The following is a 15,489-nucleotide window of genomic DNA, read 5'->3' as shown; positions in this document are numbered from 1 at the left end:
TAAGGGTTGAATACAATGAAATACCGTCTTCAATCAATTTTATTCGTGTTCGTTGCGTTCATGCTTGGCTGTAATGAATACATGATCGTCGGGGTCCTACCTGACATTGCTTCTCAATATCATGATTCACTGTCACGCTTGGGGCTTCTCGTAACCGTTTTTGCACTTGTCTATGCTATCTTTACCCCAATTATCACTTCACTGGCTAGTCGCTGGAAACGGCATCACGTTCTCCTTGTTCTAATGGTCGTCTTCTTTATCGGTAATACCTGGACAGCCCTTGCTAGCAACTTTATTTCAATGCTTTTTTCACGGGTACTCACAGCAACGGTTGCCGGGGCAATTATTTCAATCGTCCTTGTAATGGCAAGTTTTGTTGCGCCGCGTGAGAAACGGGCAAGCCTAGTCTCATGGGTCTTTGCTGGCTTTAGCATTGCATCCGTTATCGGGATCCCGATTGGAACGGTTATCAGTACGACCTTCTCCTGGCACGATAGCTTTTGGATGATTTCAGGACTGACAATCTTTGTCTTTGTCTTCTTATTATGGCTGGTTCCCCGTGATACTCCTCAATTCAAGAGTACCCTTAGCAAGCAATTCACCCTACTCAAAGATGCACGGATCCTTCTCGGGGTTATCTTTATTATTACTGTCTGTGCGGCTGACTATACCATTTACACTTATATCCGCCCATTGATTACTAACGAAATGGGCTTCGATAATACTTGGCTAAACTGGCTCCTGTTTGGGATGGGGATCTTCTTCATCATTGGAAACAAGTTTGGGGGTTGGGTTGCCGATAATGGTGGTGTTCACCGTTTAGGCATCATTTACATTGCAATGACGATCCTCTACTTACTATTCGGTCCATTACTCTCATTCAAATGGATTGCAATTATCATTGTGGCACTGCTCTGTGTGGCTTTCTCATCCTATGGTTCGTCAACCCAGTTAATGTTCCTTGACATTGCTGAAAAGGAATATCCGCAGTCACTCGACCTGGCCTCATCCCTTAACTCAATTTTTGCTAATATTGGGATCTCGCTTGGTTCATTCACTGCATCACAGGCTGTTGCATTTACCTCAATGCGGAACCTAGGTTACGTTGGTGCCTTTTACGGTTTAGCAGCGGTAATCCTTATCCTGACTTTGAGTAAAAAGTACACGGGGATGCGGTATTAATAAGCTATTTAAAAACTAATCTGGTCTTAACATCCAATAGGCAGCTAAGACCAGATTTTTTTCATTTTTAAATGACATAATTCTTCTAGTGAACAAACGAGCAGTAAGCAAAAATTAAGAAAATAAACAGAACAAAGTAACCAAAGAAGTACCATTCTCTCATTTCAATCACCCCTCGCTTCTATTGTAAGCCCTTTCACGATTAAAAGCGAGGAAATAAAAAAAGAACCTTATAATTACTAGAAATAATCTAATAATTATAAGATTCCCTTCATGTGTATTGATATTATCTCAGAAAATTAATCGATGTCCACTTCGACTAATTCCAGACACCTCACAAATCCGGTGAGTTAACGTGTCCCACATTCGAAATGTCTTATGGTAGCCATTTGGGTTGCTACCAGACCTCTCGACTCATCGCAAAGAATAATCTAACACGAATTTTAATTTTTAGCAAGTTAATTACTTAGGCCCGTGCTTCCATAACATCGGCAAGGTGCTCAGCTAGCCATTCCTGAAGCCGTTCAACGAGCGAATCGATATCTCCTGACAAATCGGTTTCGTTTGCTAATTCATCAATTCGTAACCCAGACTTATTAACGTCTTCGCTCTCCATTACCATATAGAGGTTCACGGGATAGCTAATCTCCTTGTCTAAAAGCTTGACATCCAGTCGTTCAGCCTCCGCCATCGGAATGTTGATTAAGTTAGTATCAAGGTGAAAGACGACCGGATCGCCCTTTCTTACCTTAATCGTAATCTGGTATTTTCCTAAATGACCAGTATCCAAAGCATCGACAACTGTTTCAACCGCCTTCTTAAGCGGTGCTTTTTGCTGAACCTTTGACGCAGTGGTTTCGACTTCCGTTGTTATCGTTTTTCCACCAGCAAGCTGATCTAAATAATCTGCAACTGTTAATTTCATATTCCGTCTCTCCTTACCGGATAAAAAATGTGGTTAACCCACCATCCGGAAATGATCAATCAACCACATTTTACTAAATATCACGGCAAAGCTCAATTAAGCTAACAGATCAGCAATTTGATCGGTTGGAATTCCTGTGATGTATTGCTGAGTTCCGGCTTCATTCAGGACCTTCGCAATGGCATCGTGATCGTACTTAACTCCTTGAAGCTTATCTGCCAATTCGTTAATGTCTTGTGGACCGAAGAAGTCGCCATAGAACTTAACATTCTTGATCACACCATCTTTAACATCAAACCGGGCATCAATTGTCCCCATATCAAAGTGCTTCCGCCGCTTAATTGTAAATTCAGGAGACTTGCCGTAAACCCAATCCCAGTTATTGTAGTATTGTTCATAAATCTTGTCGATTTCCTTTTGGTCTTCTGGGGTAACAACATATTGCTTATCCTTGATTTCATCCAAACTATCTACATGGAACAATCCCTTAATTAGATCATCACGGAAAGTTGGAACATCAATATCTTGATATTCTTTATCAAGGAATGGCCGCAAGTTTGTAACCCGTGAACGAACGGATTTAATCCCCTTGGAAGCAATCTTATCCTTAGCAACGTGAAGGGCATCAGCAACAACGCTCAGATCAACGTTTAACATTAAAGTCCCGTGGGAGAAGGTCTTACCATTCCGTGAATACATGGCATTTCCAGAGAACTTTTTCCCGTCAACTAGAATATCATTCCGACCACTAACTTCAGCAGTAGTTGCACCCATCCTATGAAGGACATCAACGATCGGTTGGGTAAAGGACTTAAAATCACCGAACTCTTCACTGTCACTAGGAACAACAAAACTAAAGCACAGGTTCCCTAAGTCTTGGTAAACGGCGCCACCACCTGAAAGCCGCCGGGTTACCCGAATATTGTGTTTCTTAACATAGTCTTGATTAATTTCTTCGAGGGTATTTTGGTTCCGACCAACGATAATACATGGCTCTTCGTAGTAGAAGAGGACAAGTGGTTCCCTACCAAAATCCTTATCATTCATCAAATACTGTTCAGTTGCCAGGTTCATCCCAATATTATGGGAGGTCATTGAAACATATCGCATATTAACTGTAACTCCTTTGTGAAGATTCTAACTTTTATTAGACTAAATTCGGTCAATTGTCCTTTAATCTATAAGTAAAGTGTAGTCCTCATTGTAATCGTTTTCAATGATTGACGTTAATTTTAGTAAAATCCTATTTTTATTAACTAGTTGTAACCCAAAACAACTATAATTAAGGTAACGAATCTGAAAGGAAGTAAGTTTGATGAAGGACATGCAATATCAAAATATCGTTGCGGCAATTGATGGTTCAAAAGCGACCACCCCTGTTTTAAACGCTGCCGTTGAGTCTGCACTGCAAAATCATGCTCACTTGGATCTCCTCACGATTGAACAAGTGGGACAAATTACGGATGGCTATATCACTGATACAACCGTTAGCAGCGACCAAACATATAGTTTAGTTAAGGCTACTCAAGAGCGCCTAGAGGATCTTAAAATGCGAGCTTGGAAAATGGGCCTTCTTGACGTTAGCATCCACATTCGTTTCGGCAATCCTAAACGTGTTATTGCCGAAGACTTTCCTAAGGATCACCATAACGATTTGATCGTTATTGGAACAACAGGACTCTCAAGTGTTGAGCGCTTTGTTCTTGGTTCAGTTACAAACTACGTTAACCGGAATGCCCCTTGTGACGTTCTTGTTGTTCGGACAGAGGATAACCATTAGGAGGATTACCCGTGAAGAAAATTGTTGCAGGAGTTGTTGCCCACGTTGACGCGGGAAAAACAACTCTCTCGGAAGCACTCCTTTATCGTGGTGGCACCCAACGGCAACTTGGTCGGGTTGATAACGGTAACTCCTTCCTCGATCCAGATACACTGGAAAAGCAACGGGGGATTACCATCTTCTCTCATCAAGCTAGTGTTACCTATGATAACTTATACCTTACCTTGCTTGACACCCCAGGACACGTGGATTTTGCCGGACAAACTGAACAGGTTCTGCCGGTTCTTGATTACGCTATTCTCGTTGTTTCGGCAACTGACGGTATCCAAGGATCAACCCGAACCCTCTGGCGTCTACTTCAAAAATACCAAGTACCGACCTTTATTTTTATCAATAAGACAGATGTTGTCGGTGCTGATCCAAACAAGGTAATTAGAGAATTACAGGCTGAATTTTCTCCTGCTTGCTTACCATTCTCCGAGCCTTTAACTGACGAGACCGTTGAAGCTATTGCAATGACCAATGATAGTGTTTTAAATGACTATCTTGATTCCGGTAAACTTAACGATGATATCATCCACCAGCTAATCAGGCAACAAAAAGTGTTCCCCGTTTATTCTGGTGCAGCACTAAAATTAACTGGTGTCGATAATTTCATTGCTGGCTTTTCAAAGTGGACCAGCGAACCATCATTCCCTGCGGATTTCCAAGCACGAGTATTCAAGATTTCGCACGATAATAAGGGAGAGCGCCTTACCTGGGTTCGTGTACTAGGTGGGAGTCTAAAGGCAAAGACCGAGATCCTGCCTAACGAAAAGGCAAACCAACTGCGGATTTACAATGGCGCTAAATTTACCGTCGTCCAGGAAGTACCAAAAGGCGATGTTTGTGCGATTAGTGGTCCAACCTCCACTTTCCCTGGTCAAGGGATCGGAAATGCTCAGGACCAACCCCTAAATGAAATTCAACCGGTCCTCAGTTATGCGGTTAAATTAAAGGACGTTGATCCTCACAAATGCTTACTTGCTTTACGCGAACTTGAAGATGAAGAGCCACACCTCAATGTCCAATGGTCAGAGCATCTTCAGGAAATCCACCTTCAGATTATTGGTGAAGTTCAATTAGAAATAATCCAACAGCTCCTCCATCAACGTTACGGAATCGATGTCAATTTTAGTGAGGGCAAGATCCTTTACAAGGAAACCATCACATCGTCTGGAATTGGGATTGGCCACTTTGAACCTTTACGCCACTATGCTGAGGTTCACTTACTACTAGAGCCAGGCGCTCAAGGCAGTGGTCTCCACTTTGCAACAAAATGTAGTGTTGATGTCCTTAGCCATAACTGGCAAGAACAGATAATGACTAGTCTTAAAGATAAGGAACACCGGGGCGTCCTTATTGGTGCTCCATTAACGGATACTAAGATTACCCTTATCAACGGTCGTGGCAGCATCGTCCATTCTGTTGGTGGTGACTTCCGTGAAGCAACCTACCGTGCTATTCGTCAGGGATTAATGATGCTCAAACAGTCAGGTAATTGTGAATTGCTCGAACCGTGGTACCGATTCCGGTTAACGATTAGTCAAGAGCACGTTGGCCGTGCAATCAACGATATTCAACAAATGTCCGGAACATTTAAGCTTGCTGATAGCAATTCAAATGCCGCTATAACTGTTATTACAGGAACTGCTCCAGTAACCGAAATGCGAAAATACGCCCAGACGGTTCGGGCTTATACCCACGGTCAGGGTCAACTTGAATTAACGGTTATGGGTTATCAAAAGTGTCATAACGCTGACGAAATCATTGCAAACAGTAATTATAATCCAACTGCCGATCTGCCTAATACTCCTGACTCCGTTTTCTGTGCCCACGGTGCCGGTTATCCAGTAAAGTGGGATCAGGTCCCTTCAAAGGCCCATGTAGAAGATTAAATAAATATGGCTCTAAACATTCAGAATCACCTGAACGTTTAGGGCCATCTTATTTTTCACTCTTTAAGAAAAGTCCATAAAGTGCGCCAAGAAGGTTAGCTTCATTACCGAAATTTGCTGCCTCAATAACAGGCATCGTAACATCTGCCATTAGTCGCGGATCACTTTGTTGAACATGAGTGAATTGGTTTTTAACCTCCTCAATTAGGATTGGTTGGGCACTAATTCCACCACCAATCAAAACCACCTCTAGATCGAGGACTGCTTGAAGGTTAATAATCAAGTAGGCTACCCGTCGGCAATATTCTTCAAAGATTCCCCACGCCAATGGATCATGAGCAATAATCCGTTGAAACACCTGTCGACCATCAGTTAAATCAGGAAGATGGCAAGCACGTGCAACCATTTTCACCATTTTAACTGCCGAAGTTGTCGCACCAACTGTCCGTTGGATCACCACTGGATCGTCCCGATTAGTTACAATGGCGCTTAATTCACCCGCCCGACTATGTGGACCATGTAGTAGTTGACCATTAATTACTATTCCGCCTCCAACAGACGTTCCTAAAGTAATTACGGCACCGTTATCAATATTTACTAGATTCCCTAACCAGAGTTCTGCTAAGGTTGCACAGTTAGCGTCATTACCAACGTAAACTGGTAATTTGGTAGTTTGTTCAAGGTATTCGGCTAGTTGAAACTCACCCATATAACTCAGAACACCCGTAAACTGAACATTACCAGTTTGCGGATTAACGATCCCGGGAACACTAACACAAACCGCTGCAATCAACGGATTATCACGGATAATTGTCTGAAGTGCTTGAAGAAATGCGTCTTTTGACCGGGGTGTTAGTAGTTTCCCTTTAGTCATGATATTCCCGGAATGGTCTATCCGCGCACTCTTTATCGTTGTCCCACCAATATCAATACTTAGATACTGCCGTTGCATACTAACACCTCACTTTAATGATCACTAATATTATACACAACTCTTACTGATAGCAATGTAATTATGGTCAAAAAAACGACTGAGAAAGATTATTTCTCAGTCGCCTTATACTTATTAAGTGTTTAATTAGTAATCAAACAGGATTACTTAAGACCCTTCCAAGTCCAGTTAGTAACTTCTGGTAAGTCCTTACCTTCTGAACGGATGTAGTGGTTGTGCTTGTTGATCATGTTGTCCATTTCGGCAACAAATGAAGCACTCTTTTGTTCGTAACCAGGAACGCTTTGGATAGCATCCTTAGCTAAGTGGAAACGATCAAGTTCGTTCAAGACACGCATGTCGAATGGAGTGGTGATGTCACCATTTTCTTCGTATGAGTGAATGTGAACGTTCCGGTTAGCACGATCGAAGAACAATGCTTGGATCATGTCACGGAATCCGTGCCATGCGAAGATAACAGGCTTGTCAGTAGTGAAGTAACGGTTAAATTCGGCATCAGATAAGCCTTCTGGGTTCTTATCTTGCTTCATCAACTTCATGATTTCAATGATGTTGATGTAACGAATCTTCAATTCAGGGAAGTTGTCGTGAAGAAGATCGATAGCAGCAAGAGCTTCTTCAGTTGGTTCAGTACCTGCTGAAGCGAAGACAACATCTGGTTCACTACCTTGGTCAGTAGAAGCCCAGTTGATGTAGCCAAGACCATTGTCAACTAATTCAGTAGCTTCATCAATGGAGAACCATTGTGCACGTGGGTGCTTGGAAGTTACAAAGATGTTGATGCATTCTTGGTCGTTGAATGCCTTGTTAGATACAGCCATCAATGAGTTAGTATCTGCTGGTAAGTATTCCTTAACAAGATCTGGACGTTCCTTTTCGAACATGTGAGTTAACAGACCTGGATCTTGGTGAGTGTAACCGTTGTGATCTTGTTGGAAGACAGTTGAAGTATCAACGAAGTTCAATGCTGGGTATTGCTTACGCCAGTACATGTCCTTAGCCTTCCGTAACCACTTCATGTGTTGAGTAAGCATTGAATCAACAACACGACCAAATGATTCGTAAGTTGCGAAGAATCCGTGACGACCAGTCAAAGTGTAACCTTCAAGGAATCCTTCAGCTTGGTGTTCTGACAATTGTGAATCAATCATCCGACCTGCAGGAGCAAGGTCTTCATCGTTTGGTTCATGAATGTCTTCCATCCATTGACGCTTGTCATTGTCAAGGAATGCGTAAAGACGGTTTGACTTAGATTCATCAGGACCGAATCCACGGAATGTTGTTGGGTTTAATTCAGCCATCTTGCTGAGGTACTTACCCCATTCAAGCATATCTTGCTTAACAACGGAACCTGGAGTTTGAACGTCAACAGCGAAGTCACGGTAGTTAGGCAATACAAGAGGCTTAGGATCCTTACCACCGTTAGTGATAGGGTTCATTGCCATCCGCTTGTCACCATCTGGTGTGTTTTGTTCAACTAAGTCAACTGGGTGACCATTTTCATCGAACAATTCTTCTGGCTTGTATGACTTCATCCAGTTGATAAGCATGTCCTTGTAAGTCATGTCATCTTGTGATACCGGAATAGGAATCTGGTGAGCACGGAATGAGTTTTCGATTGGGTTACCATCAAGATCCTTTGTAGGACCAGTCCAACCCTTAGGAACACGGAAGATGATCATTGGCCATTGTGGTAATGATTCATCGTTGTTTTCACGAGCATTCTTTTGGATAGCCTTGATGTCTTCAATAGCTTCATCCATAGTCTTAGCCATTTGTTCGTGAACATCCATGTGGTCCTTGTAACCGTTGAATTCGCCTTCACGGTCAGCTTCCTTGTAAGCTGATACGAAGTAAGGCTTCCAGCCCATACCTTCGAAGTACTTAGTAAGTTCTTCGTCGCTCATCCGTGAAAGGATAGTAGGGTTAGAAATCTTGAATCCGTTAACTTGGATGATTGGTAATACCGCACCATCCTTGATTGGGTTGATGAACTTGTCTGAGAACCATGATGCCATTAATGGACCGGTTTCAGCTTCACCATCACCGATTTCAACAGCGGCAATAACGTCTGGGTTATCTAAAATAGCACCAACACCGTGTGAAAGTGAGTAACCTAATTCCCCACCTTCGTGGATTGAACCAGGAACTTCTGGAGCAGCGTGTGATGCAGTTCCGCCTGGGAAACTAAAGTGCTTGAATAACTTAGCCATACCTTCTTCATCCTGAGTAAATTGAGGATAAATTTCAGTGTATGAACCATCCAAGTATGAATTGTTCATCATAACTTGGCCACCGTGACCGGAACCTTCAATGTAGAACATGTCAAGGTCATACTTCTTAATTACACGGTTCAAGTGTGCGTAAATGAAGTTTTGAGGAACAATAGTACCCCAGTGACCAATTGGCTTAGGCTTAACATCTGAAGCCTTCAAAGGACGACGTAACAGTGGGTCGTTCATTAAGAACAATGTACCTGCTGAAAGGTAGTTAGCTGCACGCCAGTAAGCATCAACACTTTCCAAGTATTGCTTGGAATCGTAATCTACTGCCATTTCTAATAAACACTCCTTCTGAATAAGTAAATACGTTCTTGCTGTTAAACAATACGTAAATCATTCAAATTTACAATAACTATAATAACGGATTTAAAATAAAAGTCAACCTTTTTGAAAATTGATCCGATCCAATTTTTAAATTGAACTTTGACACAACATAATAAGCCGATTCTTAGTTATCCGCCATTACACATAACTGCAACTATTGTATACTAATCACCAGAAAATTTATGTTAAATTTCGTTTACAGAGAGGAACCAATTGATGAATCATTCATATCCAGCAGACGTCGGTGACTATGCAAAAACCTTTGCTGTTTTGGCCGTAATGTTGCAATCAGTACTAACCAGCGTAATGGCCATGGCAAATAACTCACAAGAATTCTTTCTTGGTGCAATTTATGAACTAGTCAAATACGCTGCTCCGATGTTTATTTTTGGAATTATGTACTCCACCATCCGAACAAACCCAGGTGCCACAATAATGAACTACCCCTTATATATGCGGAATCGTTGGCACATGCTTTTTGTCCCGTCTATTTGGTGGACATTAGCCTACCTAGTTTTAACTCCACAGCTCCAGCAAGGACATTCCTATACAAACATCGGAACTTTCTGCTGGCAATTTATCAACGGGAATGCCGCTCAGCACCTCTGGTATAACGTGATGATGCTCCAATTCATCATTATTACTCCACTCTTTTGGTGGCTAGCGCGCTGGGTTAACCAGAATATTAAACGTGGGTGGCTCGTTCTCGGATTAACACTCATTTTTCAGGTTTGCTGGCACCTAATGTATGAATTTCAGGTTTTTCACGGCCCCCACCATCGTGATTGGTACCTTCTCGACCGTGTTTTCCCGAGTTTTTTCATTTTTGCTATTCTTGGAACCCTTCTTTGGAGTTTTCACCGACAACTTTTTCCAATCTTAATTAAGTTCTGGTGGGTCACGATCATTGTTTGGACACTACTCTATATCTTTGTAACCCATAACTTCTTTAACTTTGGCCTACCAGTTAAACCCGCCAACGCACCCTATTACTTGCCCTCAATGATTTTCTACAATATAGCTGCAATACTTGCAGTCATTGCTCTCCACCTTCATGACATTCGTGGTAATAGCAGGAAACTCTTGTCATTCTGCCACCATATCGCTGACTTTGCCCACCGAGCCTATCTTTCTCACGTCTTCTGGCTTTATTGGATTTGGCAACTAGGCAAAGATTATTGGGTAAAATTAAACCCGTTTCTTCTATTAATAGTTGTGTATTTTTTAACAATTATTTGTTCATTTACCTCAGCTTATGGATTTCATAGGCTCTGGTTTAAGATTAAGCAGGGTTTAAACTAAAAAAGAAAGTGAGAGAAAACTAAACATTTTTCTCGCCTTCTACCTATACTTAGCGATTTTTTGAACTTACAGAGTCTAATCGCGGGAATCCAAATAGGCTCACTTCGTATCGTAACTGAGGGACTCGAGCCTAACTACGAACGACTCTGATGATTTCATCATCATTCATCGTTCTAGGTTAGTCAACCGTCCCTCCGAGAAAGTTAATTCCCAGCTTAATTTCCAGCTTAACTTTACTGATCCAAACTAACAAAGGTATCGTATTTCATATAGCGATAGTGAACTCGCATATTGGAAACTTCAAAGGGGGTTCCATCATCAAGGAAGAAGACCCCTTCCATAATGGCGACCGGTTCTGTTGATTTTAATTTTAACAATCTTTGATCATCTGCCTTAGATGGAGCAACGCTGATTGACATAAAGGACTTAGTAACCCGTTTTCCCTTTGCATTTTCCAGATAATTAAAAATTGAACTCTTAACAATATCTGGGGAAAGCGTCGGAATAATTTTAATCGGGATATACCCGGTTTCAATAATAAATGGTTGATCATCAATCAACCGTAACCGCTTGATCTTGTAAACAAAATCGTTATCATCAAGAAAGAGATCCTGCTGAAGATCTTTGCTTGCTGGGATAACTTGGTAATCCATTAGCTTAATGCTTTGCTTTTTGTCACCAAACTTAAAGCTATCCGTAACCCCCAAGTTACTCCCTTCATAGCGAAATAGTGACCGATTTTTTAAATATAGGGGGTTAATAAACGTCCCTGAACCACGCTTTTTAAAGATAATCCCCTGTTGAGCGAGGACACCTAATGCACGTTTAATTGAGCTTCGACTCACCCGATAGCTTGTGCTCAAGCTCCGTTCATCGGGTAACTTCATCCCCGGATATTTGTTTGCTAAGATTTTTTGTTTTATATCACTCATTACAGAGCGGTATACTAAGTCTGCCATGTCATTTACTCCTCAGATTATTTGATAGACAATTATTATTTCTAGTATAGCAGACCTATTTAAAATTGGGATCTATTTCAATAAAAATTGGTTCGTCCCAGAAAAGGAGTTTAATACTTAATTATGAGTAAGAAGAAAAAAAGTAAAATGAAGAAAACCCAAGTTGAGCAAATCTTGGACAAAAATAAAATTGCCTATGAGCAGGCAGAATTTCCAACCCACCAAGATGGTGATGTCAGGACAATGAGCGTTGACCATACTGGAGTTGACGAACATCATATTTATAAGACACTAGTGCTTTCCGGGAATACCACCGGCCCACTTGTTGGTGTTATTCCAGTCGATCAACACCTTGACGAGAAGAAGCTGGCTAAAGTATCCGGCAACAAGAAAGTAAACATGGTTCCGTTAAAGAACCTCTTGAAGACAACTGGATACGTCCATGGCGCTAATACCCCCGTGGGAATCTACGAAAAGTTCCAATACCCAATCTTCATTGATAATGAAGCTAAAGAACAGGGTGAGATATATGTTTCTTCCGGTAAGGTCGGTCGGTCCGTTAAATTAAACGCTGAAGATCTCGCAAAGTTAGTTCATGCTGAATTTGCCGATCTTGAGCAACATTCCTAAGCCATGCTTGCCCAATATTTTAATATTCTCAAGTTTATTGGAATCTATCTTATTTTGATCCCCACGCTTCTAGGTGGTTGTCTTTCCTTAACCAGTCGCCGGAACAAACAATTAATTGTTAACTTATGGGGAATCAAGGCGCAAATATTTCTTGGTGGCTTGGGTATTATTATTCATGAACTTAGCCATTCATTAGTTGCCCTTCTCTTTGGTCACCGAATTACCAGAGTACAACTACTCCACTTCCCAAATCCAGCCGATCCCGACGATAACAGTCTTGGAAGTGTCGATCACCAGTGGAACAACCGAAGCTTCTACCAGCGAGTCGGAAATGTGTTTATTGGGATTGCTCCCATTATCGGCAATGTAGCTGCTTTAATTTTCTTAACTAATTGGTTAATGCCCGGGCTCCTTAGCCTATTCAGTTCGACTGCCGCCCCGCTAAATCTCACATTAGGAAAATCAATTCTCTGGTTATTCCTTGTCACTAACATTAGCATCGGTGGTTTTGACTTAAGCAGTGCTGATCTTAAAAATAGTGCATCCGGTTTATTAGCGCTATTCACTGCGATCTTAGCGATTAGTTTAATTATCGGTCTGCTTGCGCCAACGACATTTTTTACGTGGCTCCAGCCTTGGCTTTCACAATGTTACCTTGCTTTAGGGATATCGCTAGTCTTTGCTCTGATCACCTTAATTCTTTTACACCTAGTGAGCTGGCACCAATAATTGATTACTAGGATCAAGAAGTTTAAAATAATAATGACCAGTTTTTATGTTTTATCTAGAAAGGTCTTGAATTAAATGAAGAAAAACCTATCTGCTTGTACTACCGTCTTAGTTGGTAAGGATGCCACAATTGACGGCTCTACAATGGCAGCACGTAATGATGATACGTTTGGTCCATTAACACCACAACGTTTTGTTACTTACCCCGCATACCACAACCATCCCAATCAAGTAAAAGCATACTTAAACAAGTGTGTCGTTGACCGGCCGGCTGATGGTTACCGGTATCAGGGAACACCGAATGTTAACTATAAGACTGAAGGTGTCTTTGATGAAAGTGGCTTTAACGAAAAAAATGTCGGCATGAGCGCCACCGAAAGTGTTTACGCTAACGAACGAGTTTTGGCTTGTGATCCATTGAATACCGAATCCGGGATCAACGAAGACTTGATCGTTGCCGCAACCCTTCCATTTATCGACAGTGCCAAGAATGGTGTTGAATATCTCGGAAAGTTAATTTCCAAGTACGGTTCTGCTGAAGGAAATGGGGTTATCTTTAGCGATAAAAATGACGTTTGGTATATGGAAATCGTTACTGGACATCACTGGGTCGCTCAACGAATCCCAGATGACGCCTATGCTGTAACTGGGAACCGGGTCGCAATCCAGCAAGTAGACTTTAATGACCCTGAAAACTTTATGTGGTCAGACGGAATTCAAGAATTTGTTGAGAAAAACCATCTTAACCCAGATAAATACGGTTGGGACTTCCGCCATATTTTTGGAACTGCTGATGTCTTTGATCAACACTACAATACCCCTCGGCAATGGTACGGTCACAAGGTTCTAAACCCAAGTGTGGAACAGGATCCACTTGATTTTGATCTCCCATTCATTATGCGGACTAACCACCGAATTACATTGGCTGATGTTCAAAAGATCCTAAGCAGCCACTACCAGGGCACTCCTTATGATCCACTGGGCCATGGTACCGATGAAGAAAAGCATCTTTTCCGGCCAATTTCACTTAACCGGACGCAAAACTCACACGTCCTTCAAGTGCGTAACGATCTTCCTGAAGCTGCCTCAACCATTATGTGGATGAGCTTTGGTATTCCAACCTTCACTCCATATGTACCTTTCTTTGGAAATGCCGATGACGTTGATGTTAGTTACCGTGAAACGCCAAAGAAACTTAACATGGATCTAAAGAGTGCTTACTGGATGTACCGTGCTCTTTCAATGATCGTTGAAGCCCACCATGCTGAATTTGCTCAGGACGACTTAAACTACTTAAAGGATTCCCGAGAATACTTCTACCGTTGGGTTAATGAAGTTGCTCCTAAGGTTGAGGGAATGTCTGATAAGGATGCCTGTGCTTACCTCAGTGCTGAAACCCATAAGATGGTCGCTGAGATGGCAAAGCGGACTAAGGAATTAATGAGTAAGCTCATTATGCACGGCCTCGAACTTTCTAAATTAACATTTATTATGGATAAGAATTTGTAGTCCATCTAGTATTAAAGCCCAGGGTTCGATAATATCGAACCCTGGGCTTTACTTGTTCCATGTGAAACTCTGTAATTTTCTTCAGCGGTTGCTAACTCCATAATCTGCTAAAATGAAGGTAATTAATTCATCGGAAGGAATGACAATGATGATTATGCCAATGCTAGGATTAAAGGGAAGTAGCGATCAACAACAGATTGATGATCGTCTCCAATACCACCCAGACATATATGAATTTTATACAAGCGTCGCTGACTTTACAGATGCAGGATACCAACGTCTTGATGAGGCTGTCCAATATGTTCAGTCAAAGGGGATTACGAAGATTGTTATCCATCACCCCATGGTCTATAAGAAGTGGCATTTGGAAGTTGTCGCACCAGAAAAAAGCTTTCCTGAGCTTTACCGTTTTATTGAGGAATCAACAGAAAAGTTAATTGCCCTAGCGCAAAAACGGAATGTTCAGATTCTGGTTCATGGTGGTTACGCCGGAAAAGAAGTTCAAGAAATGGTTAGTCTTTATCCTAATGTTGAAGCTGCGCGCCAGGCTGTCTATCGCCGCCTCGATCGTTTTGCCCGTGCTGGTGGTAATCAGATCATGTTTGAAAATTCGATTGCTCCAGTATTTGCGTATGGTCACCCAGAACAGGAAGATGAAATTCTCAGTCATAATTATCGCTTAGCCTTTGACACATCACACTGTTTTATCGAAATGCATGGTGATAACCAGGCCCTTCAGGCATCACTAAGGCACTTACGCGATCACATTGTTCATTATCACCTTGTCGACTCAATGGGCGAAACTCATGATAGTCTCCAACTTGGTAAAGGAAAAATTGACTGGGCTCCGGTATTAAAACTATTAAACCCACAAGCTACTAGTATTTACGAAATCAACCTCCAAGATCAATGGAATTGTCGTGAACAGGTTGCTAGTCATCAATACCTTACTAACGTTGCCAAGCATTTAAATTAAGG

13 protein-coding genes are annotated in these 15,489 nt (G+C 41.7%); 8 read left to right on the top strand and 5 right to left on the bottom strand.

Going from position 1 to position 15,489, the window contains the following annotated elements; translation table 11 throughout:
• The first annotated feature begins 15 nt into the window (after positions 1-15).
• On the top strand, positions 16-1,182 hold the full coding sequence (locus LKJ51_RS00230; RefSeq protein ID WP_291978456.1) for an MFS transporter: 1,167 nt from the start codon (positions 16-18) through the stop codon (positions 1,180-1,182).
• Positions 1,183-1,648: 466 nt separating this feature from the next.
• Here LKJ51_RS00230 and LKJ51_RS00225 read toward each other — a convergent pair whose 3' ends face one another.
• Together LKJ51_RS00225 and LKJ51_RS00220 are read right to left on the bottom strand one after the other, a co-directional pair.
• A complete protein-coding gene (locus tag LKJ51_RS00225) occupies positions 1,649-2,107 on the bottom strand; it encodes a hypothetical protein (RefSeq protein WP_291978455.1) in 459 nt (152 codons plus the stop codon).
• A gap of 96 nt (positions 2,108-2,203) precedes the next feature.
• On the bottom strand, positions 2,204-3,217 hold the full coding sequence (locus LKJ51_RS00220; protein ID WP_291978454.1) for a lipoate--protein ligase: 1,014 nt from the start codon (positions 3,215-3,217) through the stop codon (positions 2,204-2,206).
• Between the two features lie 205 nt (positions 3,218-3,422).
• Between LKJ51_RS00220 and LKJ51_RS00215 the strand changes: the two genes are divergently transcribed.
• On the top strand, positions 3,423-3,887 hold the full coding sequence (locus LKJ51_RS00215; protein WP_291978452.1) for a universal stress protein: 465 nt from the start codon (positions 3,423-3,425) through the stop codon (positions 3,885-3,887).
• Between the two features lie 11 nt (positions 3,888-3,898).
• The gene (locus tag LKJ51_RS00210; protein ID WP_291978451.1) at positions 3,899-5,824 is read left to right on the top strand and encodes an elongation factor G; all 1,926 of its coding nucleotides are present in this window, start codon (positions 3,899-3,901) and stop codon (positions 5,822-5,824) included.
• Positions 5,825-5,873: 49 nt separating this feature from the next.
• On the opposite strand, the gene LKJ51_RS00205 is transcribed toward LKJ51_RS00210, so the two are convergent.
• Together LKJ51_RS00205 and LKJ51_RS00200 are read right to left on the bottom strand one after the other, a co-directional pair.
• Positions 5,874-6,776: an ROK family protein gene (locus LKJ51_RS00205; protein WP_291978450.1), complete on the bottom strand. Its 903-nt coding sequence runs from the start codon at positions 6,774-6,776 to the stop codon at positions 5,874-5,876.
• A 143-nt stretch (positions 6,777-6,919) separates the two neighbouring features.
• A complete protein-coding gene (locus LKJ51_RS00200; RefSeq protein WP_291978449.1) occupies positions 6,920-9,331 on the bottom strand; it encodes a phosphoketolase family protein in 2,412 nt (803 codons plus the stop codon).
• A 267-nt stretch (positions 9,332-9,598) separates the two neighbouring features.
• Between LKJ51_RS00200 and LKJ51_RS00195 the strand changes: the two genes are divergently transcribed.
• Positions 9,599-10,684 (top strand): acyltransferase family protein, encoded by a 1,086-nt coding sequence (locus tag LKJ51_RS00195; RefSeq protein WP_291978448.1) that lies wholly within the window; start codon positions 9,599-9,601, stop codon positions 10,682-10,684.
• 233 nt (positions 10,685-10,917) lie between these two features.
• Here LKJ51_RS00195 and LKJ51_RS00190 read toward each other — a convergent pair whose 3' ends face one another.
• A complete protein-coding gene (locus LKJ51_RS00190; RefSeq protein WP_291980017.1) occupies positions 10,918-11,643 on the bottom strand; it encodes a GntR family transcriptional regulator in 726 nt (241 codons plus the stop codon).
• Between the two features lie 123 nt (positions 11,644-11,766).
• Between LKJ51_RS00190 and ybaK the strand changes: the two genes are divergently transcribed.
• The 4 genes from ybaK to LKJ51_RS00170 all read left to right on the top strand — a co-directional run bounded on the left by ybaK (position 11,767) and on the right by LKJ51_RS00170 (position 15,487).
• Positions 11,767-12,273: a Cys-tRNA(Pro) deacylase gene (gene ybaK / locus LKJ51_RS00185; RefSeq protein ID WP_291978446.1), complete on the top strand. Its 507-nt coding sequence runs from the start codon at positions 11,767-11,769 to the stop codon at positions 12,271-12,273.
• Between the two features lie 3 nt (positions 12,274-12,276).
• Positions 12,277-13,002, top strand: a complete 726-nt coding sequence (locus tag LKJ51_RS00180; RefSeq protein WP_291980016.1) for a hypothetical protein — start codon at positions 12,277-12,279, stop codon at positions 13,000-13,002.
• A 75-nt stretch (positions 13,003-13,077) separates the two neighbouring features.
• The gene (locus LKJ51_RS00175) at positions 13,078-14,511 is read left to right on the top strand and encodes a C69 family dipeptidase (RefSeq protein WP_291978444.1); all 1,434 of its coding nucleotides are present in this window, start codon (positions 13,078-13,080) and stop codon (positions 14,509-14,511) included.
• A gap of 148 nt (positions 14,512-14,659) precedes the next feature.
• Positions 14,660-15,487, top strand: a complete 828-nt coding sequence (locus tag LKJ51_RS00170; protein WP_291978472.1) for a TIM barrel protein — start codon at positions 14,660-14,662, stop codon at positions 15,485-15,487.
• Positions 15,488-15,489: the final 2 nt, after the last annotated feature.

The sequence above is a fragment of the Limosilactobacillus sp. genome, from assembly GCF_022651205.1.
Taxonomy (GTDB): domain Bacteria; phylum Bacillota; class Bacilli; order Lactobacillales; family Lactobacillaceae; genus Limosilactobacillus.
The sequence above is the reverse complement of the archived record's forward strand: the minus strand, read 5'-3'. Positions and strand labels throughout refer to the sequence as shown.